Consider the following 22,747-nt stretch of genomic DNA (forward strand, 5'->3'; position numbering starts at 1 on the left):
TGTTAAGCACTCGTGTCCGGAACGTGTCAACGAAAATTGCATGGACAGCGGGAAATTCGCGACCCAAACAGGGACAAATCGCCCAATACAGGCCACCGCGGATCTCGGACGCCTACCTAACAGGTATTTATCGCGATGAGATCGCGTCGAGTTCCCGGGCCAGCCGCCTGACCGCGGCCTCGGACGTCTCGTGTCCGGTCATCGCGTCATGCACCACCGCCTGTACCACCAGACTGACCTGGTCGTAGCGCGGGCTCTTCGGCCGCGGAGCGGCGGAGAGGACGCTGGAGCGCAGCGTGGGCAGGTAGGGAAACCTCTTCACGAGGTCCGGATCCTCGTACAGAGCCGCCCGCACGGGGGGCAGCGCGCCGCGTGTGAGCACCTGCCGCTGAACCGCCTCGCTGGTCAGGTACGCGATGAGGCGAGCAGCCGAATCGGGATGCCGGGCATGTGTGTTGACCGCCAGGTCAGAGCCGCCGAGCACGCTGGTGCCCTGCCCGTCAGGGCCCGGCAGCCGGACGGCCCCGATCTTCCCAGCGACCGGGGAGCCGGGGGCCGACGCGACGGCGTACGCGTAGGACCAGTTGCGCAGGAAGAGCAGCCGGCCTTCCTGGAACGCCTGCTTGGACTCCTCTTCCTTGTACGACAGGGCCGCCTTCGGAATCCAGCCCTCCCGAACACCCCGCACAAGGAAGTCGATCCCCTCCCGCGCCGCCGAGGAGTTCACGGTGACCCGGTCGCCCTCGTCCCCGAGGATGGTGCCACCCGCCGAGTAGACCGCCTCGGCGGCGTTCACGGTAAGGCCCTCGTAGGGAAGGAACTGGCCGGCGTAGCCCGCCAGTCCGTACTTCGGCGCGATGGTCTTCGCGTCCTGTTCCAGCTCGGCCCAGGTCCGCGGTGGCGGGACGCCCTCCTTGTCGAGGACGTCCTTGCGATAGAGCAGCAGTCCGGCGTTGGTGACGTACGGGACCGCGTACAGGCGTCCGTCATAGGTCGCGGTGTCCACGACCGGCCGCAGGAAGGACTTGAGCGGGAAGCGACTGCGATCGAGCGGGCTTATCCAGCCCGCGGCCGCGAACTCCGCGGTCCAGGTGACATCGATGTTGAGGACGTCGAACCGACTGCGGTCTCCCCCACGCAGGTCCGTGACCATCTGCGCATGCGTCTCGTCAGCGGAGTCGGGCAACTCGACCAGCGTCACCCTCTCTCCCGGGTGCGTGCGGTTCCACCCCCCGAGTACCGTGTCCAGATACCCGGTAAGGTCTCCGGCGGTGGCCAGCGTCAGCGGCCCCCGGCCTTCGTCTCCGCCGACCGGCCCAGCCGACGAGACACACCCGGTCAGTACGATCCCCAGGATGAGGAGGCGCCTACCGGCGGCTCGCATCCACCGCATAGGTCCCTCCCTGTACACCGGTGACCACCGGAATCGTCACACGGCTCGGCCATGTATACCCGTTAACTATGGGCGATACTAGGGCCAGGGACCCATTATGAGGACAGGAGGACCACAGTAGTGCGCCTGCCCCTCCTGGCGCTCCTGGCGCGGGGACCTGCCCACGGCTACGAGCTCAAGCAGGGCCTTGAGCAACTGCTGGGCTCCGCGTACCCTCAGCCGAACGTCGGCCAGATCTACGTGACCCTCGGGCGCCTCGAGAAGCAGGGACTCATCGAGGGCGAGGACATCGAACAGTCCAGCCGGCCCAACAAGAAGGTCTACCGCCTGACCGCGTCCGGGCAGGAAGAGCTGCGCGCCTGGTTCGAACGGCCCGAGGACGAGCCGCGGGTGCGGGACGACTTCTTCATGAAGCTGGCCCTCACCCCGCGGACCGGCATCGCCGACCAGATCGCCCTGATCAACAAACAGCGGCGCCAGTACCTCAATTCCATGCGCGACCTGTCGAAGCTGGCTGCCGCGGAAGACCGGGACAACCGAATCGCGCACCTCCTGATCGAGGGCGCGATGCTGCACCTCCAGGCGGACCTCGACTGGCTGGAACGGTGCCAGGAAGAGCTGGAGGAGCTGGAGTGAGCGATGGCCCCGCTTCCGTAGTACGCGCCGCGGGCCTGGTCAGGACGCACTTTGGCGAGAGTGGGCCGACGCACGCCGTCCGCGGCGTCGACCTGTGTGTCCGGCAGGGCGAGTTCGTGGCGATCACCGGCCCCTCAGGGGCGGGCAAGTCCACTCTGCTGCACCTGCTCGGCGGCCTGCAGCGGCCCGACAGCGGCAGTATCTGGCTGGACGGCGAATGCACGGACACGTGGCGGGAGTCCCGCTGGGCGGTGGAGCGCCGCAGACGGATCGGCATCGTCTTCCAGTTCTTCAACCTCGTCTCCAGCCTGTCGGTCGCCGACAACGTGGAACTGCCGGCTCTCCTCGCCGGTGTGTCACCCAAGCGTGCACGGACCGAACGCGAAGCCCTCATGGCCGAGTTGGGCCTGACAGGCAAGGAACGCAGCATGCCGGGCGAACTGTCCGGCGGCGAACAGCAGCGAGTCGCCCTGGCGCGGGCCCTGGTCAACCATCCGCCGCTGCTGCTGGCCGACGAACCGGCCGGCAGCCTGGACAGCAAGGGCACCCGCGAGGTGATGCGCTTGCTGTCCCGGTTCCACCACCGGGGACAGACGATCGTCCTGGTCACCCATGACGCCCGGCTGGCGAGCGCCGCGGACAGGGTGATCAGCTTCTTCGACGGCCGGATCGCCGACGACGCGGAACTCGACACCACCCCATCCCGACGGCCGGGGGCGTCCGGAGTGCTGAGGCTCAAGGACTGACCCGCGGTCGTACGACGACACCCGAAAGGGCTGGCTCTCATGCGCGCCACTTTGCGCTGGGCACACTCCGACCTGCGCACCCACCGCGGCGAGGCACTCTTCCTCGTGCTCGCCACCGCCGGCATCGTCATATCGCTGCTGCTGGCCGGCGCGCTGTTCGGCTATGCCACCAACCCCTGGCAGCGCGTCTTCTCCCAGACACACGGCGCCCACGTGTGGATCCACACCGGCACCTCCACCGACCTCGGGAAGCTCACGACCGTGGACGGGATCGAAGCCGTCGCCGGCCCCTACGCCACCGCTGCGACCACCCTCACCGCACCCGGAACCCGTGCCAGCGTGGAACTGCGAGCCACGCCGTCAGCCCCCTCCGTGGGCCGCCCCCTCCTCACCGCCGGCCATTGGCTGGACCCGAGAACACCCGAGGGTGTGGTCCTGGAGAGCCGCCTCGCCCGCGCCCTGCTCGCCGGCCCCGGGGACACCCTCTCCCTGCCGGACGGCACCGGAAAGGTCACGGTCGTAGGCGTCGCCGACACCGCCGAAGCCCGCTACCGCCCGGGGGAACAGCCCGGTCTCGTCTGGGTCCTGCCCGCCGCCCTGCGCCATCCCACAGGCCAGATCATCGGGCTGCGTCTGGTAGACCCCGCCGAGACGGACTACGCCGTCCAGCGGGCCGTCACCGCCCTGGGCGCCGGTGCCATCGGCGAGGTCTCCACCTGGCAGCAGGCACGCGCAGAGGCCCAGGGCGACAACCGTCTCCTGGGCCAGGTGCTGGGTCTGTTCGGCTTCGGCGCGCTCATAGCCGCCGGGTTCGCCGTGCACGGGGCGATCGCCACCCGGATCCGCGGCCACCTGCGCGACATATCCGTCCTGAAGGCCATCGGATTCACCCCCAGCCAGCTCGTCCGCGTCTTCCTCTCGCAGCACATCGCGTACGCCCTCCTCGGCGCCGTCGGGGCGGTCACGGTGACGGACGCACTGGGCGGCCGAGTCCCGGGCCGGCTGGGAGACGCCGTCCGCCTGTGGCAGGTGCTGCCCGGTCACACGCTGACCCAGTTCGCCGTCCCGGCGGGGGCCGTGCTGTTCATCGCCGCGACAACGGGGCTGGCGGCCTGGCGCGCCGGACGCGTCCCCCCGGTGCCCAGGGGCCGGCCGGCCGGCGCACACGAGGCACACGAACCGCGGGCGGAACGAATTGCGTCGGGAAAGCGACTCCCGGCACTGATGCGGCGAGCCCTGGAGATCAGAGTGCCCGCCCCCTTGGTGCTGGGCCTGCACGGCACCCTCACCCGCCCGGCGCGCTCCCTCGCCACCGTCGCCCGCCTCACGCTGCCGTTGCTGCTGATCGTCGTGGCGATGAGCGCCTGGACGACCCTCGACCGCCTTCACAGGGACCCCGAGCGGATCGGTGTACCGGCCGCTCTGACCGTCCGCGCCCACGGGGGACCGGGCGACCAGGACCTGCGCGCCCTGCTGGAACGCGACCCGCAAGTCGTGTCCGCGTATCCGGGCGTCGAAGTGGCCGCACTCGTGCCGGGCCAGACGACCACGATCGCCCTGCGAGGCCTGGGCAGCAGCCGCTCCCCCTACCCCTACACCGTCGCCGAAGGACGCGCGGCGCGCGAGAGCGACGAAGCCGTCGCCGGTCAGGGTCTCCTCGACCTGCTGAACGTGCACGTGGGCGACTGGGTCCGCATGACGGTCGGCGACCAGCCCCAGATCCTGCACATCGTGGGCCGCGTCATCGAACCGGAGAACGCGGGCCGCGTCATCTCCACCTCGCTCGACACTCTTCGCGACAACGACCCGCGTCTCACCCCGACCCTCTACCAGCTCCGTCTGCGACCCGGCGCCGACCCGAGCACCGTCGCACGCCGGCTGACCGCAGCCGGACAGGACCGGCTGGACGTACGTGCCGCGGCCAACCCGGCCGACGAGCTGTCCCCGCTGCGCGGGGTCGTGGCGGGCCTCATCCTCGTACTGGCCCTGATCGGACTCGTCGAGGTGCTGACGGCGATCGGCGGCACCGTCCGAGAGGGCGAGCGCGACCTGCTGGCCTGGAGAGCCATCGGCATGTCCCCCCGCCAGATCACCGCGGTGACCATGACGGCCATGGGCTGTACCGCCCTGGCTGCCTTCGCCGCCGCCGCGGCGCTCGGTACTCCTGCCGCCCGCTGGCTGATCGACACGCAGGGCAGGTCGAGTGGTATCGGGGCGGGCATCGCCCAGGACCCGCCGGTGCTGCTCCTGGTGCTCTTCGGGGCGGCCACCTCTCTGGGCGCGGCCGGTCTCGCGGCACTGCCGGCGGCGCGTGCGGCCCGGCGCCGGCTGGCGGACACGCTGGCGGCGGCGTGAGAGCAGCAGGCTGGGGCACGGAATCTCGGCGACGGCCAGGACGAGTCCCGCCCACCACCCAGCGAAGGACGCGTAGCGAAGTCACGCGGTGTCGCGACCGAAGAGGTGGTGTGCCGGCTCCCACACGATCCGGGCATTCGCCCCGGCGTCGGTGGCCGTGCCCGGACACAGGCACGGCCACCGGCTGGTCTTCGAGATGTCGAAGGCTCGAAGGAGATCAACACGACGGCCGCACCAGACGATCTGCCCTCGCAAGCCCTCACGGAAGGCAACCTTGCCGCGGTGAGTCCCTACTCTCAAGGGAGCATGACGTCAGAAGCGCCGATGAGGTGACGCAAACCGGTCTCCGCAGCTGGACGGCACACCGAGGACGTCACCGAGGCGAATCCGTGCACCGAGTCATCGAGTGTTCGGCCGATCAGCCGAATTCGAGGGCCACTTGGAAATGGTCGGGGTCGAGGAGGCTGACGACGTGCTCGACGAGCGAGCCGTCTGCCGCCCGACTGGTAAGCCGGGTGTCGAGGAACCAGTCACCCTGCCGTCTGCGCAACAGCTCCGCCTCCCGAACGTCTATCCGCCGCCCAGCCAGCCGCTGCTCACCGTGGTCAGAGCGCAGCCCGGCACGCAGCATGATGTCGGTGAGCGACTCTCCGTCCGCCGGTGCCCTGGACAGCAGCTCACGCACACCCGGGACTGGAGGCAGAAAGCTCCGCTCGTAGGAGACCACGGCCCCGTCCGCGAGCAGCTCACGGGTCCGCTCGACACACACGAACAACGCTTCCGACAGGCCGAGTCGGGCAGCGAGCCGTTCGTCGTGCTCCTCCGTGACGGCGAGGGTCCGCACGCGGGTGTCGATGCCCTGGTCGGCGAGGGCGTGGGCCCAGCCGAGGCGGCCGTCGAGCGGACGGCCGTCGAAGAGGACGTAGGAGCCCTCGCCGGCGCGGGTGGCGATCAGTCCGGCCTCGTTCAGTTCAGCGAGCGCCGAGCGGACCGTCGTACGGCTGACGCCGAAGCGCTCGGCGAGGGCGTGCTCGCCGGGAAGTCGTTCGCCCACCGGGCGGGTGCCACTGCGGATCTCCTTGGCGAGCGCCTCGGTGATCCGATGGTACTTGAGGAGGACCTCGTTCACGGCCGCCCTTCCAGCACCTCGGCGAGAGTGACCACCCGGATCAGCGGGCGGTAGAGGTCCATGACGTACAGCGCCTTGGCGTGCGAGGCGTCGTCCACGCCCGCGCAGGCGTCGGACACCACCAGCACCTCCACTCCGGCGTCGGCGGCGGCCAGGGCCGTCGACAGGACGCAGCAGTCGGTGCTGACCCCCGCCAGGACCAGACGGTCGTACGGGGCGACGCGCTCGGCGAGTTCCGGAGTCCACTTCCCGAAGGTCGTGGCGTCCGCCAAGTGCCTCGCTTCGACCTCGAACTCTTCCGTCAACCGCCACAGGGGCGCGTGGGGTGGCTGGAGCGCGAAGGGCCACTGTTCGTAGTAGGCGCCCCAGGCTCCAACGGGCTTGTCGGGGGCCAGGAAGCGGGTGAACGTGACGTGTTCGCCGAAGGACGGCAGCAGCCGTCGTACGCCTGCCGCCGCCTCCTCGAAACGCGGGGTGAACCACGGGCTGGCGGGGTCGGCGAAGACGCGCTGCATGTCGATGACGGCGAGCAGGCCAGTGCCGTCGGTCATATGCTGAGCACCGCTTCGTTGTCGTCGACGGCCGTGCTCGGAGCTTGCTCCTCCTGCTGGCGCACGCGTCTACGGGCCAGGGCGAGTGTGCCGAGAAAGCCGAGCGCGAGGGCAGCCAGAACCCCTAGGTTGGCGTATGCCCAGGAGCCGGACTTGCCGCCGAGACCGACGGGGGCGAGCAGGTAGCCCTGCCACTCCAGCCAGCTCGCGGCCGTGTTGGTGACCAGGCCCCAGCCGACCGCGGTGGCGCAGAGGGTGAGCAGGAGGGGTGCAAGGGGGACATCGCCGTAGCGACCCCCAGGGCGGTAAAGGGCCCCTTCGTCGTAGTCGCGGCGGCGCAGTGCCAGGTCCGCGAGCATGATGCCACACCATGCGGCGACAGGGATGCCGAGCGTGGTCAGGATTCATGGCGATCGCCTGCGCAGGAGAGGCAGTTCCGGACGGGGGTTTTCCGCCCGGAGGCCAGAGGATGGACCGGCCGGCCCTGGGCGGCACACCAGCGTGCGACGGCGCTCGACGAACCGGGGCCGTCAGTGACCGCACCGTCGCGGCTCTCATTTTCACGGGGCGCGGGAATCGTCCTCGTCTCTTCTGCCGGTCCGATCACTTCACACACCCGACGCGGGAGGATGCCGCCGCCAGAGACCGAAGGGACTCGGATGCGAAAGGAGTGCAAAGGCCGCCTCGGAAAAGCAGGTCCGTCTCATCCGCATGCGGTCTCTGTCGACAACCCGAGCCAGCGACTGTCAGTCCACAGGGCCCGGTCGGCAGGGCGAGTACCTCGGAGACCGGCGACGACCTGCGCGCCGCGCTCGCCCGCCGACTGCCCGAGTACATGATCCCCGCCGTCGTCGTCAGCCTGGAGACCCTCCCCTCAACCGCGGCGGCAAGGCCGACCGGGCGGAACTGCTGCGGCTCGTGCACGAGCGCACCACCACCCAGGTCAACACCGCCGGCCCACGCGACCACTCGAGCACACCCTGTACCGGATCCGGCAGCGGATACTGCTCCACCCGGACATCGGTGTGAGCGACAGCTTCTTCAAGGTCGCCGCACCTCGCGGGGCTGGCCGGCGTCGTGCATGCCGTCGGCACGGCCGCCGGCGGACTCCTCGCCCGCCGCGACTCCGCCGCCGCCCGGCGTACCACGGCGAACAAACTGCGTGGTGCGCCGCTCGTCGAACGGCTCATCGCCGACCATGGCCCGGACTAGGCCCTCTACTGCTCCTCGATGGCGGCCCGACTCGCTCACCCCGCTGGAGTTGCTCGAAGAGTGAAACGCCGTTACGGCACCGACGTCGACCACTACGGGCTCTTCGCGCCTCCCCGTGTACAGGCGATCGCCGCCGCCCTCGCCGCGGCTTCGGCCGTCCCGCGCGCCGGCCTGCCCCACCCCACCAGACGGAAATGAGGAGGCCGCCGTGTCCCACCCCTAGACCCGCCTGCCCGCACGGTCCTTCTGGCGCACCGCCGTCGCCGAACCCGACCCACTCGACATCACCGACCTGTGGACACCGAAGTTCGCCATCGGCGCCGACGCCCCTGTCGTCACCGCCGGGTCCTGCTTCGCCGCCCACATCGGACGCGCTCTGCTGAACGAGGGCATGCACTGGTACGACGCCGAACTCCCGCCGCCCGGCCTGACCCGGGCGCAACAGTCGGCCCGCGGCTACCGCCGCTTCTCCTTCCGCACCGGCAACATCTACACCGCGGCGGCGCTGCGCCAGTGGGTCGCCTGGGCGCTCGACGAGGAGAAACCTCCCGAGGAGGTGTGGGAGGACGGAGGAGCCTTCCACGATCCCTATCGTCCCTCGGTGGAACCGGACGGTTTCGCCTCCCGGGAACACCTGCTGGCGTCCCGCGATATCACCCTGGCCGCCATCCGCACCGCCCTCGTCAGGGCCGACGTCCTCGTCTTCACTCTCGGCCTGACCGAGGCGTGGCACGACACCGGGACAGGCACCGTGCTGCCGATGTGCCCAGGCACTGTCCATGGCACCTTCGAGCCGTCCCGGCACGTCCTGCACCAGCACACGGTGGCCCGGGTCCTTGACGACCTGACGGCCGTCCTGGCCCTGGCACGCGGTGTCGACTCCCGGCTGCGCACGGTCCTCACGGTTTCATCGGTCCCGCTGACGGCGACCGCCACCGGCCGCCACGCCTTGACCGCTACCACCCACTCCAAGTCGGTGCTGCGCGCGGCGGCGGGCCAGCTCGCGGACGAGAGCGACTGGGTCGACTACTTCCCCTCGTACGAGATCGTCACCGGCTTCCCCTACCGGGCGACGTTCTACGAACCCAATCTCCGCACCGTGAGCCCCGACGGGGTGGCTTTCGTCATGCGGCACTTCTTCCGGGCTCTTGAGGGCGACCCCGATCCGGCGCAGCCCGCGCCGGACCCGACCACCCCCGTCACCGGCGGAGAGGACCAATGGTGTGACGACGCCGTGCTCGACTACTACAACCCCCGCACCCCGGTTCCTCCTGCTCGGTGACTCCCACGCCGGATGTATCGGGCGGGCCGCCCGGGACGCCGGTCTGCCCTTCGTGGGCGGCCCGGTCGGCTCGGGGCGCGACTTCCTCGGACCGTTCTCCGATGTCGACGGCGGTTCGGTCGCTTTCCGGGACGTGCACGCGCAGCGGCTGTTCGAGGAGTTCCTGGGCGCGCTGGAGACGACCGGGCCCCACAGGCTCAAGGTGCCGCTCGTGTGCACGTTCGGGCTCAGCGCGCACACGACAGCCACTCGACAGAACTGGGACATCCACCGCGACCGGAACGGCACCGTCCCCGGCGGGTTCCTGCGCAGCGGCCTGTTCGCCGGCCTGGTCCTGGCCGGCGTGCGCGGCGCGCTGGCCTTCTACGACCACACGGCCGCCCTCGGGCTACGGGTGCTGGCCCCGTTGCCGCCGCAACGCGTCCCCGGCATGTCCGACCCTGACGTCTTCTTCGCCGCCCAGGAGGTCATCGGCGCAGCGGCGTGGAGACGGTCGACCTGCGAGCCCGGGTCACCGACGGCTCGGGACATCAGCGACCCGCCTTCTGCCAGAAAGAGGACACGATCCACGGCAACGACGCCTTCGGCCGCCTCGTCGTGGCCGAACTCCTCGACCGAGGCGTGTGACCACCCCGGTCCGCGGGCCCCCGCGCCCCCCTTCCCGGCCCCCACACCACCGGCGTCACCATGGAGGTCCCTCATGGAGGGCTACACCCTGCAAGCTGTGGAGCGGCTCACCACCCGCACCGCCGAGCCCTGTGACACCCTCTCCGTCACCCCGATCACCCCGGTGCCGGGCGCCGAGGTCAGCGGCCTCGATCTCTCCCGGGAGCTGACGCCTCAGCAGAAGAAGGAGCGAAGCACGCCTTCCGCACCCACCCTGTGCTGGTCTTCCGTGACCAGGACATCACCCCCGAGCAACACAAGCGTTTCGCGGGTGCCTTCGGCGAGCTGCATCCCGTCGCCCTCGCGCCCCAGGGGTCAGGCCCGCATGTCCTGGAGATCAGGGCGGGCAAGGACTCCAAGGCCGTCGCGGGCAACGGCTGGCACTCCGACGGCACCGCCGACCCCGAGCCGTCCCTCGGCTCGGTGCTGTACGTCACGAGGATCCCCGAGGGCGGCAGCGGCGGCGACACCCTGTTGCAACATGCACCTCGCCTACGACGTGCTCTCTCTCCCACCCTGCGCGGCTTCCTGGACGGCCTGACCGCGCTCCACGACGGCGCCCTGCCCTGGACCGCGGCCGGGCAGACCCCGCCGCCCGAGTACGACGTGCCGCGCACCGAGCACCCGGTCGTCGTCCGCCATCCGCAGAACGGCCGCAGGCTGCTGTTCGTCAACGGCCCCTACACCTCGCACATCACCCAGCTGTCGCGCGCCGAGAGCGACGCGCGGTTGGAGATGCTGTACGCGCACATCGCCCGCACCCCGCTGCTGCACTGCCGGGTCCGCTGACAGGAACGCACGCTGGTGTTCCGGGACAACCGCAGCGTGCAGCAAGACGCGGTATGGGACTACTTCCCGCACACCCGTGAAGGGCGCCGCGTCGCCATCGAAGGCAGCCGTCTGCAGGGCTGACCAAGTCCCCGACGAAAGCGAAGGTGCCCTGTGACCATGACCGCCGGCCGTACCGCGTTCCGTGCCGCGCTACGCGCCCAAGCCGCCGAACCGCCACACCTGGTCACCGTGACCGGGGCGTCCCTGCCCGCATGGGCATGGCACCTCGCCGCCGCTCTTCACGACCTGTTGCCGGCCGATGTCGCGGACGACTGGGCGGCCCGGCTGCACACACTCCTCACCGGACAATCGCCCACGCGGGGCCTGTACGCCGTACACCGCTGGCAGGCCGGCACGGTCCTCCCGTTGCCGGCCCGCACGAGCCACGCGCGGGACACCGCCGCGGTCACCGCTCTGGCCGACCTGCACACTTCGGCGGCGCGGGGCACACCAACGGGCCAGGACGCCTGGCTAACCGCGCTCACCCCCGTCCTCCTGCGCCTGCACGACGCGGCCTACGACCGGGCGAGCGCGTACGCCCAGTCCCATACGGCCGCCCGCGACTTCGCACTGGCCAACGGCTTCTCCGCTACGGAGGCCGACGCCTACGCCCACGAATACGCACGCCTCAGCAGCGGCGCCAACGCACGCGCCTTCGCGGAGTCGCACGCGCAGGCGCTCGGCGAGGCACTGGCACTGGCACACGCGTACGCGTACGCGACCGACAGCTGCGAGGCATACACGGAGACCTTTCCCAGCGCCCAGGTCCGTGCCGTCGTCCGGGCCGTCGCGGGGACCGCGGCGACGGGCACCACTTCACCGTCCACCGTGCGCCTGGCGGATGGTCTCCTCACGGCACTGCGGCCCGTCGGCCGCCGGGATCGCGGTTCGACCGCCGATCACGGTTGCTGAGTGATCGGTCGTCGCCGGAGTGACAAGCACCCTGGAGGACGTCTGCGACATGTTCGGGGATGCCTTCAGAGCCACGCGTGACACTTGCGGCTGCCGGCGTCCCCGGTCATGCGGTCACAACGGTGCTCCTACAGGTCGACCGGGGTCCGCGTTCACCGCTTCGGTGAGAAGACGTCGCAGTCCGACGCGCTCCTCGCCGGCACCGGCGAGGACACGGGCGTGGTCGACGCGCCGACCAGGTTCGGGCCTCCAGCGTGGACAGTGGCCCGACGGCACGTCCGCCCGGCCGCGGCGCACGAACGGAAGTGACGCGGAACCCGGTCAGGGCTCCGGACAGGCAGTGCGTGCGGGGCACACCACTGCCGATGCCACCGTGGCGGCCCGGATCACCCAAGCGTGCGACGGTAGCCTGCGAAGACCTTGGAGCTGTCCATGGCAAAGACGGCCTTCAGCTTCCCTGCGGTATCGCTGAAGCAAGCGACGAACTTTCCTGCCGCGGGGTCTCCTTCGACGATCTCGAAGTGGTCGGCGTCGTGGTGACGGCCCGCGTACTGGAGCATGTGACCGTATTGATGGGACCAGAAGTACGGTGCCGGCCTCCGCAGCGGGGGAAGGCCGAGGACGACCCTCGCCACGGCGTTTCCCTGGCCGGCGGCACTGCTCCAGTGTTCGTGGCGCACGTGCGCCCCGCTGATCTCGTCGTAGACGCGGGCACAGTCGCCCACGGCGTACACGTTGTCCCTGTTCGTTCGAAACGACGCGTCAGTCAGGAAGCCGTTGTCGACGGACAGCCCGCTGCCGACTGCCCATTCCACGTTGGGCGTGGCGCCGACCCCCACCACCACCACGTCCGCCGGCAGGAAGGTGTCGTCGGACATGATGACGCCTTCGACGCAGTCGTCCCCGATCAGCTCCTCAACCGTCACACCGGCCATGAGCCGCACCCCGTTCCGGTGATGCTGAGCCGCGCAGAGGGCACCCAGTTCCGTGCCGAGCACATTCGCCAGCGGTGACCGGGTCGCCTCGACGACGGTCACCTCAAGGCCGAGGCGCACCGCGCTCGACGCGACTTCCGCACCGATGAAGCCGGCGCCGACGACCACGACCTTCTTGGCCATGGCCAGGGCGTGCCTGAGTGCCACGGCGTCGCTCAGACCGCGAAGAGTGAACACTCCACGGAGGTCGCTCCGGACGGGAAGCGCTCGAGCCCGCGCCCCTGTCGCCAGGATCGCGACATCGGCCACCACAGCTCGTCCGTCACCCAGGTGGATCTTCGGCCGATCGTCGGCATCCAGGCCGACGGCCGGTGTCCCGAGCCGCCATTCGATGTCCTCGCCCTCTTCTGTACTCGGGATCAGCGACAGATCGGCCTCTTCCATGGTGCCGAGCAGAAAGTCCTTGGAGAGGGGTGGCCTGTCGTACGGCTGATGGATCTCGTCGCCGATCACCGTGACTTTCCCAGTGTAACCGTGGGTGCGAAGAGACTGTGCGGCGGATATTCCAGCCAATGAGGCGCCTACGATGACGATATGCTGCGGAATCCGGGATGACATTTTGACTCCAGCCGTTCTTTGCCGCACCGCGTTTCCATGGGGGGACGCCCGATGCGTGTACAGAGCCCGGGCCGCGGGACACAACGGCCGGCGTCGCGCCGGTACCGTGTGCCAGCGGCCCCCACCTGTCTGCTCAGAGACCTTTCGCCCGGCTCAACGCGCCTCGGGCCTCATCCGCCTGACGAAGTGAAACTCAAGTCCGGACAGTGGCGCCCCGACCTCGTGCAGCGCTCCGCCGGTCGCGAGCGATCCGAGATCGATCGCGGCGAACCCCAGCCCGTTCAGCAGGTCGATGACGACGCGCTTGGCCTCCACGTCGTCACCGGAGGCGAACAGAACGGTTCGGGGCTTGTCGTCACTGAAGTCGGTGATCCATTCCATCGGGACATTGCTGATGGACTTGACCAACCGGGCTCCAGGAGCCCAGTCGGCAACCAGCTCGCTGGAGGTCTGTCCGGTCTGGGCGAGCACCGCACGCGACTTGATGACTCCTTCCAGACTGATGTCGACCGGATAGCCTGCGTGAGCGTTGGTGGCGTCGATCAGGATCTGGCCGTCCCACTCGATTCCCTCCAACGCCTTCTCCGCGTCGACCCAGTTGACAGCGAGGATGACGATGTCACTCTTCACGGCGTCTGCCTTGGTGCCGGGCTTGGCACCCGGGCCGAGCTTGGCCGCGAAGTCCGTGAGCGTTTCAGGGCCCCTTGAATTACTGATGACGACTTCATGTCCGGCCTTGAGAAGGTGCCGTGACATGATCTCGGTCAGCCTGCCTGCTCCGATAAATCCGATGCGCATTCCGAACGCTCCTTTGCGTGCGATTATGCGAGCACGGCTCGCCCTGCGTGAGCCTGTCGATCGAGGGCGCGACGCGTCTCCCCCGTGCCGAACCAGCGACGGGTGACGTACAAGGGATCAAGCGAACGGCCACATTATCGATATTCTGAATCCCTGTCGAGCATCTCTGCGATGATCCTACTTACGCTGCCGCCAACTCAAGGGGGACGGCGCTTCATCTGACCGAAACGCGCCCCAGGGCCGCGGCGCGCGGTCCGGCCGTGCGGGGCAAACCTTTCCAGAGCCCGCGCAGCGGACTCGGTCCCAACCCAGGTGCGATGACGTCCGGTCCGGCCACTGGAGGCGCAGTGGCGAGCCCGTGCGTGCGCGGACCGACCGACCAGCAAAGCCAGAAGCCCCAGCCTCCCCGTTTCAGTTGGGTTGGCCGAGCTGGGCTGACTGTGGTGGGCCGTGGCTTTCGGTGGGTGGGTATGCCGGGGGCCCGGCGCTCGGGTCGGGGTGCTCCGGGTCCCTCGGGTTGTGGGTGGACAGAGGCAGCGCTATTGGTCAGGTGGCCGGCCTAGTACTGCAACCGCATCTGGAGAATGTGGCCTCGGCGTTTATAGTGGGAGCGGCGGGCTCGGGCTTGGCTGCGTCGTCGGAAGCGTGACCAGTGCAGATGGTGCTCGTTGCTGTGACAGTGGCGCGTGACGACGACGTGGCCCATCAACCGGCGGATCTCCGGGACGCTGAGGGGTATGAGGTCTTGCTCGTCGTCGAGAGTGCCCCTTTGTGGCTTCTGCGGCGCGGACGGCGGTCAGGTAGGCAAGGGCGGCCATGGCCAGGGTGATGTGGCGGTACCAGGCCCGGTAGAGCCGCACCTGGTAGTGGTCCAGACCGCGAAGGGAGAGTGCGGTCTGGAAGCACTCCTCGACCGCCCACCTCGCGGCAGCTACTTTGACCAGGTCTTTCAGTCGGGAGGCGACCGGGCCGTAGCAGACGTAGTAGGCGATCTCGCTCGGGTCGCTGACGCTGCGTCGGGCCAGCACCCAGTGCCCGAAGCCGTTTTCCCAGGACGGGCGGATCGCGACACGCGCCCAGTCGTAGATCCGCTCACCGTGCGCGCCGGCCCCGCCGGAGATTCGTTTCCACCGCTGGCGGGGCAGCGCGGCGACCAACTGGTCCACCCGCGTGTCCGCCCCGTGCGTGGTGATCACAGTGTCGTTGACCTTCGTGGCCAGCACGTGCGCGACCCGACGTTCCTCCAGCCACACTCGCAGGTGCTTGACCTGCCCGTATGCCTCGTCAGCGGTGACCCACGCGAACGGGACACCCGCGTCGATGGCGCGTTGCAGCATCCACTTGAAGTGCTCGTTCTTGGTCGCGAAGGGGACCTCGTCGTCGATCCCGGCCGCGCGGCAGCGGTCACGGTCATCCGTCCAGGAGACGGGGATGTAGAGCTCGCGGTCGATCAACGCCCGCCCCCTGGCGGAGGCGTAGGCCAGGAATGTTCCGATCTGGCTGTTCTCCGTGCGGCCGGCTGTGCCGGTGTACTGCCGCTGGACGCCGGCGGACTTGGTGCCCTTCTTCAGGAAGCCGGTGTCGTCGCCGATCAGCACCGCGTCCTTGGCGCCGATGGTCTCCACGACGAAGTCCCGGACATCGTCGCGGACCGCGTTCTCGTCCCAGTCGGAGTGGTTGAGCAGGCGCTGGACGCCGTCGGGGCGCAACTGCCCGACCTGCTCCGACAGCGTCCACCCGTTCTTCTTCTCAAGCGGCGCGAGCAACCCGTTCAGGTAGTCCGACGCCCGCTCGCGGGGCTCCGACCTGCCGAAACGGTGGGCGAACCGGGCATGGAACCCGGCTATCCCCTCGGACCACGACTCGACCTGCTCAACCGTCAACGATTCATCGCACAGTCGGAACAACGAGCCAACCCAGCACCTGTCACGGCAGATGCGGTTGCAGTACTAGGCAGGGCCGCGAGGCAGGCGAAAGCGTTCGCCAGCTCATGACGCCAGGGCCAGGTGGCGGCGATCCGCGGGTGGAGGTGGCGCCTCCACGGGTGATGCGGGCGGCTGCGTGCACCAGCCGGTAGCGGAGCTTCTTCGGCTCTGCGGTGGCCAGTTCGCCGTTCAGCAGCAGGGCGCGGGTCCAGGCGAGCAGGTCGATTGCGGTCAGTGACAGCTCCAACCAGGCCGCGTCGACCTGGAAGAGCCGGGAGGGAAAAGCGGTCGAAACCGGTGGCTTTGCCGCACCGGATGCGGTTCTCGACGCGGGCGTGCGCGCGGTGGCGGACCTCAAGGTGCTGGATGGATCCGCCGCCGCCCGCGATGGGAGTGTCGGTGAGGAAGACCTGGTGGCGCATGCCCTCGTCAAGGTCGAACAGGGAGAGCTGGGCGCGGGGATGCGGGCGCTCACTTCTCACGATGAGGCGGGTGCCGTCAGGAAATCCGGCCAGGTCGACCATGCCGGTCAGCTCGGCGACCTCGGCTGAGCCGCGCAGGAATCCGTCCTGCCCCAGGGCCGGGTGCCAGATTCGGTCGGGCTCTGGACGGCGTCGTCCAGGTCGAGCGGGTGATCTTCCAGTGGGTCACCCGGTACGACGAAGGCCCGCACTCCGCCCTCGACCACGTACCGCCCTCCGGGTGCGCACGCCACTTCCGGCGAAGCCAGGAGCGAGCCCACAGTCCGCCCGAGAACAAGATCACCGGGGCCTACGGGACTCGGGACAGCTCAGCAGAACGATCCACCCCCCATGGTCACCTGCGGGCGCAGCCGGGCAGTCCCCCCGTCGCCGTCCCCCGCTTTACCCGTCGGACCCGGCGTGCGCGCCGCTGTCCTCGTCCGGGCAGTCCAGCCAAGTCGCGAATCTGACATAATTTCGATTATCTCTTGCTTCTTCCAATATTCTGGAGCTAGCCTGCCCACGCCGGTCAGACGGCCACGGCACGGACATCCGTGGGCGGCGAGCCAGAGGTGAAGTGGCGAGCGAAATCCCATGGCCGGCGCATCCGGACCACGATCGACTCCGCAGCCACCCCTTGTGGCGTCGAAGACGGCTTGCGCCGTCCTGAGGAGCTGACATGCCACTGCACCGACTCGACGCATTCACGATCGGCGTCCCGGATGCGACTGCCCCTCGGGCCCGCCACGAGGGGTTCGGCCTCATCGACACCTCGGACGGGTGGCTGAATACAGCCGAGGGCGGATGCCGGTTGCGCCTGATTCCTGGTCCAGCCCGGAGCCCCATGCAACTCCCTGCCCACGCCGACTGCCCGGATGATCCCAGCCGCACAGCCCGCCATGTCGATGCGCTCGGACTCGAAGTCGCGTGCCCCGAGGGGATGCTCGCGGCCGTCGAACCGGGTGAGCACCATGGTCACCCAGCAGCTGACGCGAACCTCACCGCTTCCGGTCGCGTACAACCTCCTCGGGCATGCGCCCAGAGGGATTACTCGGGCGCCTGGAGTCCTGAGAGACGGGGTGAGGCCTCGACGGCTCGGCCACGTCGCCATCGGATCCACCAACCGCTCCACGCGTCATGGCAGGTGGACGACCTTGACGAAGTCGGTCGCAGGCGCGGCCGAGATTCTGCAGCCACCTTCCCCGCCGGCAGCCCCCACCACGGCAGTCCTCCCGCTTCCCCGCCGATAGTCAACGGAGACCATCCATGGCGACTCTGCCCTCTTACCCTCACGACATCTTCACTGCCGACGCCCTCGTGAACATGGCACCTCACCTGCGCGCCATGCGGCGGCTGGGGCCACTCATCCGGCTCGAAGCCCACGACATGTACGCACTGACGCGCTACGAGGGAGTACGCCGGGCACTCGCCGATCACGACCTGTACCTCTCCGGCGAAGGCGTGGCACTCAATCCCCTCGTGAATGAGATAGCCAAGGGCACGACCCTGCACAGCGACGGCGAGGCCCACGACGCGCAGCGCCGGATTCTCAACCAGCGGCTGCGCCCGCATGCGCTCAAGCCCATGGCCGACGCCATCCAGACCCGCGCGAACGAACTCGTCGAGAGTCTGACCGACAAGAGCGGCATCGATGCGGTCACCGATCTGGCGCGAGCGCTGCCTGTGTCCATCGTGCCCGACCTCGTGGGGTGGCCGGAGGACAAACGGGACAACATGCTGCAGTGGGCCGCTGCCGCCTTCGATGCCCAGGGCCCGCTGAACGCCAGGGCGGAGCAGGCCATGCCGAAGGTGCAGGAACTCTTCGAGTTCGCTTCGACGGTGGTCGCGGAACGCACCGTCCTCCCCGGAAGCGCAGCCGCGGAGATGCTCGACGCACTGGACGAGGAGAAGATCTCCACCCGTCAGGCCATCTCCATGGTCGTCGACTACCTCGCACCGTCGTTGGACACGACCATCAGCGCGATCGGCAGCATGGTGTGGCTCTTCAGCCGGCATCCGGACCAGTGGCGCGCGGTCCAGGAGGATCCCCAGCTCGTACCGAACGCCGTCATGGAGGTCGTGCGTCTGGAGTCACCCGTTCGCGCGTTTTCCCGCGTCCTGGCGGCTGATGCGACCATCGAGGGACATCTGCTCCCGGCCGGCACGCGGATCATAGTTTTCTTCGCCTCCGCGAACAGGGATGAAGGCTTCTGGGGGGACGACGCCGAAAGCTTCGACGTCCGCCGCCACAATGCCGCCGAGCACGTCGGTTTCGGCCACGGTCTGCACGGCTGTGCGGGACAGGGACTTGCCCGGCTCGAAATCCAGTCGATGCTCCGCGCTCTGATCCGTCGCGTTGACCACATCGAGCTGCTGTCAGAGCCGACCCGGTCTGTCAACAACTTGATCCATGCTTTCGCGGCATTGCCGGTGCGACTTCACCCTCTCGAAATCGCGCACACGGCGTAACCGCGCGCGAGCGTCCCGCAAGAGTGAGAAACGGAAGGCGGCTGTTCCCCATGAAGATATCGGTCGATCGCGAACGCTGCGAAGGACACGGAATGTGTCAGGACGTAGCGCCGCAGGTGTTCGAAGTGGACGAGGAGGGACTGGCCCGAACACTTGTCACCTCGATCCCCGCGGAACTCGAAGCCACGGTCAGGACCGCGGCTCGGGTCTGCCCCATCGCGGCTGTGACGGTCGACCTGTGACGCGCCCCGCGGCGTACTGCCGTCGCGCGCAGCTGTCCGGAGGACACATATGAGAAGTGGTGACGAGCACCTGGACGGAGCCGCGTCCGTCGCCGGCTCGGGGGAAGTGGTGTGGACACCCCGGCGAGTTGTCGTCGAGTCGGCGAACATCGAAGCGTTCCGCCTCTGGGTGCAGGCCCGGAAAAATCTCCAGGTCAGCGATTACCACAGCCTGCACGCGTGGTCCGTGGCCGACATCGAGGGTTTCTGGCGGGCGATGGCCGAGTTCTTCGACGTACGGCTCCAGGGCGATACCGAGACGGTTCTCACCGGCGGTCCGATGCCGGACTTCCACTGGTTTCCCGATGCTGAGCTGAACTACGTCGACCAAGTCCTGCGCCATGCCGATCAGGACGGAATCGCGATCATCGACGTGGCCGAGCCGGGCGGCCCGGCCATTCAGCACCTGACCTGGCGGGAGTTGCGCAGGCAGGTCGGGGCGGTGGCGCAGACCCTGCACCGTCTCGGGGTTAGCCAGGGCGACCGGGTGGCGGGCTATGTTCCGAACGTCAGCGAGGCGATCGTCGCGTTCCTGGCCAGCGCCTCGATCGGCGCGACGTGGTCGTCGTGTGGCCAGGACTATTCTCCTTCGGCCGCTGTCGACCGACTGGGCCAGCTGGAGCCCGTGGTCCTCTTCGCGGCCGACGGATACCGCTACGGCGGCAAGGCGCACGACCGCCGCGATGCGACCGAGAAGATTCGCTCGGCCATTCCGTCCGTGCGGCACACCATCATGATCTCGCGGCTGGGACACGCCCCCGTCCCCGATTCCCTGTCCTGGGCCGAGGTCTCCGCCGGAGACGCCGAACCGGTGCCCGTAGCGGTTCCGTTCGAGCATCCTCTGTGGGTCCTGTTCTCTTCCGGAACCACCGGCAAGCCGAAGGGTCTCGTGCATGGCCACGGCGGCGTCGTGCTCGAACACCTCAAGCAGATGTCGTTCCACCTGAACCTCGGACCTGACGACGTCTACTTCTGGTACACATCCCCCAGCTGGATGGTCTGGAACTTCCAGATAGCGGGCCTTCTCACGGGCGCCACCATCGTGTGCTACGACGGAAGCCCCTCCTTCCCGCACGCTGACGCCTTGTGGGAACTGGCCGCGCGGCTCAAGGTGACAGCCCTGGGAACCAGTCCCGCATATCTCAACGCCACCGAGACCGCGGGTATCTCGCCCGGTGCGCGACACGACCTCTCCGCACTGGCCGTTCTCGGATCCACGGGTTCTGTCCTGCCCGCTCACTCCTACCGGTGGGTCGCCGGTGAGTTCGGTCAGCAGGTGCAGGTGGTGTCCGTGACAGGCGGCACGGATGTTGTCAGCGCGTTCGCCGGCGCGGTGCCGGTCGAGCCGGTCCACGCCGGAGAGATCCCGGTGATATCGCTCGGCGCGGCGTTGGAAGCCTGGGACAACGGCGGGGCACCCGTAATCGGCCAGGTCGGCGAGATGGTGATCACCAAGCCGATGCCTTCCATGCCCCTTCACCTCTGGAACGACGATGACAAGTCCCGTTACCGGGAATCTTATCTGTCATTTTTCCCGGAGGTGTGGCGACATGGCGATTTCATCACCCTGACTGACCGGCAGTCGCTCGTTGTTCACGGAAGATCGGATTCGACGCTCAACCGTAACGGCGTGCGTATGGGAAGCGCGGACATCTACCAGGCAGTTGAGCGTCTGCCCGAAGTCAGTGAAGCACTGGTTGTCGGCGCCGAGTATGCGGACGGCTCGTACTGGATGCCTCTCTTCGTCGTCCTGAGCACGGGCGTCGGCCTCAACGAGGATCTCCGCGACCGGATTCGCAAGGAAATCCGCGAAGAGGTATCCGCTCGAGCCCTGCCCGACGAGATCATCGAGGTGCCTTCCATTCCGCACACACGGACCGGAAAAAAGCTGGAGATCCCCATCAAGCGGTTGCTCCAGGGTGCGGCGCTCAACGATGTCGTCGACCCGGGATCCGTTGACGATGTGGCGGCTCTGCGCTGGTTCGCCGACCTCAGGCCCCCTCGTCCTTGACAGACCTGACCGCACGAAGCCGGGTCTTCGAATTTAGTGGGGGTGCGGCGGTGACGGCCTGACGTTCAGTCACCGAGCGTGATGGGCCTGGGGTGTGGGTGGCCTGGACGCAAGGAGCCCGCGGGTCTTCGTGATCATGGTTGTTGTCTAGGCAACCGATCATGAAGAACCCACGGGCTTGAGCATCGACGATACCGGGACCAACGAGGCTGCGACGCGACTGCTTGGGCTGGAGGGGGTGAGTGTGACGCAGGTCAAGGACGACAAGGCAGGCGGATCGACGGTATACGTCGTGACGAACGAGGAGTCCGCGAGGGCCTGCCCCTCGTGCGGGGTTTTCTCCACCCGGCTGAAGGACTACCGCACCACCGCCCCCAGACACCTGTCCTGCGGCGGGCGCCCGGTGAGTATCCGGTGGCGCAAGGCACGCTGGCACTGCACCGAACTCGACTGCGACCGCCGCTCGTTCACCGAGTCCATAGGCCAGGTACCCGCGCGGATGCGTACGACCGGGGCGCTTCGGCGGGCGGCCGGGGCCGCGGTGTGTGACGGCGGGCGATCGGTGGTGCAGGCCGGCCGGGATCTGGGCCTGTCCTGGCCGATCGTGCAGCACTGCTTCGAGGACTACGCCGCGAAGGTCCTGCCCGAGGAGCCGCCGGTGACCGAGGCGATCGGGATCGACGAGACCCGGCGGGGTAAGCCGGTGTGGGAGCAGAACCCGGACACGGAGAAGTGGGAGCTGGTCGCGGACGCCTGGCACATCGGCTTCGTCGACGCGATCGGCGGGCGCGGCCTGTTCGGCCAGGTCGAGGGCCGCAACTCCGCCTCCGTCGCCGACTGGCTGACGGCCCGGCCCGCCGCCTGGCGCGAGCAGGTCCGCTACGTCGCCATCGACCTGTGCTCCACCTTCCGCGCCGCCGTCCACCGTGCCCTGCCGCACGCGGCGGTGGTCGTGGACTGCTTCCACATCGTGCAACTCGCCCAGCGCCACCTCGCCGACCTGCGCCGACGCCTCACCTGGAAACAGCACGGCCGCCGGGCCCGCAAGGGCGACAGCATCTACAGCGTCCGCAAGCTCCTGCGCCGCAACAAGGAAGACCTCACCGACGAACAACGCGAGCTCCTCAAGACCGAGTTGGAGTACATGGGGACCTACGGCCGACAGATCTATGCGGCCTGGCAGGGCAAGGAACTCCTGCGCGACCTCCTGGGCCTGACCGTCACCCGCAGGCACGTCACCCCCGACCACTCCGCGATCTCCACCGCCCGCCACCGCTTCTTCGCCCACGTCGCCGACCACGCTCACCTGCCCGAACTCGTCACCCTCGCCGAGACCATCGAGCAGTGGTGGGACGGCATCGAGACCTACCTGACCACCGGGATCACCAACGCCGCCTCGGAGGGCAACAACCGCCTCATCAAGCTCGAAGCGCGTAACGCCTTCGGCTTCCGCAACCGAGCGAACCAACGCCTCCGCTCACGCTGCGCAACCACCCGGCGAAGCCGACGGGAGGCACACCCCCACTAAATTCGAAG

Annotated in this window: 17 protein-coding genes and 4 pseudogenes; 13 read left to right on the top strand and 8 right to left on the bottom strand. The window is 68.7% G+C overall.

Features of this window, described 5'->3' with window-relative positions; translation table 11 throughout:
- Positions 1-127: 127 nt before the first annotated feature.
- Positions 128-1,393 (bottom strand): ABC transporter substrate-binding protein, encoded by a 1,266-nt coding sequence (locus tag OG819_RS00240; RefSeq protein WP_266647355.1) that lies wholly within the window; start codon positions 1,391-1,393, stop codon positions 128-130.
- Positions 1,394-1,513: 120 nt separating this feature from the next.
- Between OG819_RS00240 and OG819_RS00245 the strand changes: the two genes are divergently transcribed.
- The 3 genes from OG819_RS00245 to OG819_RS00255 are packed head-to-tail and all read left to right on the top strand — an operon-like array spanning position 1,514 to position 5,130.
- The gene (locus tag OG819_RS00245) at positions 1,514-2,029 is read left to right on the top strand and encodes a PadR family transcriptional regulator (protein ID WP_266647357.1); all 516 of its coding nucleotides are present in this window, start codon (positions 1,514-1,516) and stop codon (positions 2,027-2,029) included.
- On the top strand, positions 2,026-2,775 hold the full coding sequence (locus tag OG819_RS00250; RefSeq protein WP_266647359.1) for an ABC transporter ATP-binding protein: 750 nt from the start codon (positions 2,026-2,028) through the stop codon (positions 2,773-2,775). The genes OG819_RS00245 and OG819_RS00250 overlap by 4 nt, the downstream gene beginning before the upstream one ends.
- Before the next feature lie 39 nt (positions 2,776-2,814).
- Entirely contained in the window at positions 2,815-5,130 is a 2,316-nt protein-coding gene (locus tag OG819_RS00255; protein WP_266647361.1) for an FtsX-like permease family protein, read from the top strand.
- A 418-nt stretch (positions 5,131-5,548) separates the two neighbouring features.
- Here OG819_RS00255 and OG819_RS00260 read toward each other — a convergent pair whose 3' ends face one another.
- The 3 genes and pseudogenes from OG819_RS00260 to OG819_RS00270 form a co-directional block, all read right to left on the bottom strand.
- A complete protein-coding gene (locus tag OG819_RS00260; protein WP_266647363.1) occupies positions 5,549-6,259 on the bottom strand; it encodes a GntR family transcriptional regulator in 711 nt (236 codons plus the stop codon).
- Entirely contained in the window at positions 6,256-6,810 is a 555-nt protein-coding gene (locus tag OG819_RS00265; protein WP_266647365.1) for an isochorismatase family cysteine hydrolase, read from the bottom strand. The genes OG819_RS00260 and OG819_RS00265 overlap by 4 nt, the downstream gene beginning before the upstream one ends.
- Positions 6,807-7,211 (bottom strand): annotated as a pseudogene (locus tag OG819_RS00270) (allantoin permease); the annotation flags it as partial. The gene OG819_RS00265 and the pseudogene OG819_RS00270, both read right to left, overlap by 4 nt.
- 676 nt (positions 7,212-7,887) lie before the next feature.
- On the opposite strand from OG819_RS00270, the gene OG819_RS00275 reads away from it, so the two are divergent.
- From OG819_RS00275 to OG819_RS00300, 6 genes and pseudogenes are all read left to right on the top strand, one after another.
- Positions 7,888-8,022 carry a hypothetical protein gene (locus tag OG819_RS00275; RefSeq protein ID WP_266647367.1) on the top strand — a complete coding sequence of 45 codons (135 nt, stop codon included), beginning with the start codon at positions 7,888-7,890 and terminating at the stop codon, positions 8,020-8,022.
- 60 nt (positions 8,023-8,082) lie between these two features.
- Positions 8,083-8,220, top strand: coding sequence for a hypothetical protein (locus OG819_RS00280; protein ID WP_266647369.1), 138 nt, complete (start codon positions 8,083-8,085; stop codon positions 8,218-8,220).
- A gap of 31 nt (positions 8,221-8,251) precedes the next feature.
- A complete protein-coding gene (locus OG819_RS00285; RefSeq protein WP_266652504.1) occupies positions 8,252-9,304 on the top strand; it encodes a GSCFA domain-containing protein in 1,053 nt (350 codons plus the stop codon).
- Between the two features lie 483 nt (positions 9,305-9,787).
- The gene (locus OG819_RS58505; RefSeq protein WP_323139391.1) at positions 9,788-9,931 is read left to right on the top strand and encodes a hypothetical protein; all 144 of its coding nucleotides are present in this window, start codon (positions 9,788-9,790) and stop codon (positions 9,929-9,931) included.
- 73 nt (positions 9,932-10,004) lie between these two features.
- Positions 10,005-10,882 (top strand): annotated as a pseudogene (locus OG819_RS00295) (TauD/TfdA dioxygenase family protein).
- 36 nt (positions 10,883-10,918) lie between these two features.
- Positions 10,919-11,713: a hypothetical protein gene (locus OG819_RS00300; protein ID WP_266647371.1), complete on the top strand. Its 795-nt coding sequence runs from the start codon at positions 10,919-10,921 to the stop codon at positions 11,711-11,713.
- 386 nt (positions 11,714-12,099) lie between these two features.
- On the opposite strand, the gene OG819_RS00305 is transcribed toward OG819_RS00300, so the two are convergent.
- From OG819_RS00305 to OG819_RS00320, 4 genes and pseudogenes are all read right to left on the bottom strand, one after another.
- Complete coding sequence (locus OG819_RS00305; protein ID WP_266647373.1) at positions 12,100-13,293, bottom strand: FAD-dependent oxidoreductase; 1,194 nt, start codon at positions 13,291-13,293, stop codon at positions 12,100-12,102.
- Between the two features lie 126 nt (positions 13,294-13,419).
- Positions 13,420-14,064, bottom strand: a complete 645-nt coding sequence (locus tag OG819_RS00310; RefSeq protein ID WP_266647375.1) for an NAD(P)-binding domain-containing protein — start codon at positions 14,062-14,064, stop codon at positions 13,420-13,422.
- Between the two features lie 785 nt (positions 14,065-14,849).
- Positions 14,850-15,911: pseudogene (locus OG819_RS00315) on the bottom strand (IS701 family transposase); the annotation flags it as partial.
- 104 nt (positions 15,912-16,015) lie between these two features.
- Positions 16,016-16,579: pseudogene (locus OG819_RS00320) on the bottom strand (transposase); the annotation flags it as partial.
- Between the two features lie 1,137 nt (positions 16,580-17,716).
- Here OG819_RS00320 and OG819_RS00325 point away from each other — a divergent pair.
- The 4 genes from OG819_RS00325 (at position 17,717) to OG819_RS00340 (ending at position 22,739) form a co-directional block, all read left to right on the top strand.
- On the top strand, positions 17,717-18,919 hold the full coding sequence (locus OG819_RS00325; protein ID WP_266647377.1) for a cytochrome P450: 1,203 nt from the start codon (positions 17,717-17,719) through the stop codon (positions 18,917-18,919).
- A 50-nt stretch (positions 18,920-18,969) separates the two neighbouring features.
- Positions 18,970-19,161: a ferredoxin gene (locus tag OG819_RS00330; protein ID WP_266647379.1), complete on the top strand. Its 192-nt coding sequence runs from the start codon at positions 18,970-18,972 to the stop codon at positions 19,159-19,161.
- 106 nt (positions 19,162-19,267) lie between these two features.
- The gene (locus OG819_RS00335; RefSeq protein ID WP_266647381.1) at positions 19,268-21,211 is read left to right on the top strand and encodes an acetoacetate--CoA ligase; all 1,944 of its coding nucleotides are present in this window, start codon (positions 19,268-19,270) and stop codon (positions 21,209-21,211) included.
- Between the two features lie 178 nt (positions 21,212-21,389).
- Complete coding sequence (locus tag OG819_RS00340) at positions 21,390-22,739, top strand: ISL3 family transposase (RefSeq protein WP_266647383.1); 1,350 nt, start codon at positions 21,390-21,392, stop codon at positions 22,737-22,739.
- Positions 22,740-22,747 lie beyond the last annotated feature (8 nt).

Origin of the sequence: Streptomyces sp. NBC_01549 (assembly GCF_026339955.1) — a bacterium.
Lineage (GTDB): Bacteria > Actinomycetota > Actinomycetes > Streptomycetales > Streptomycetaceae > Streptomyces.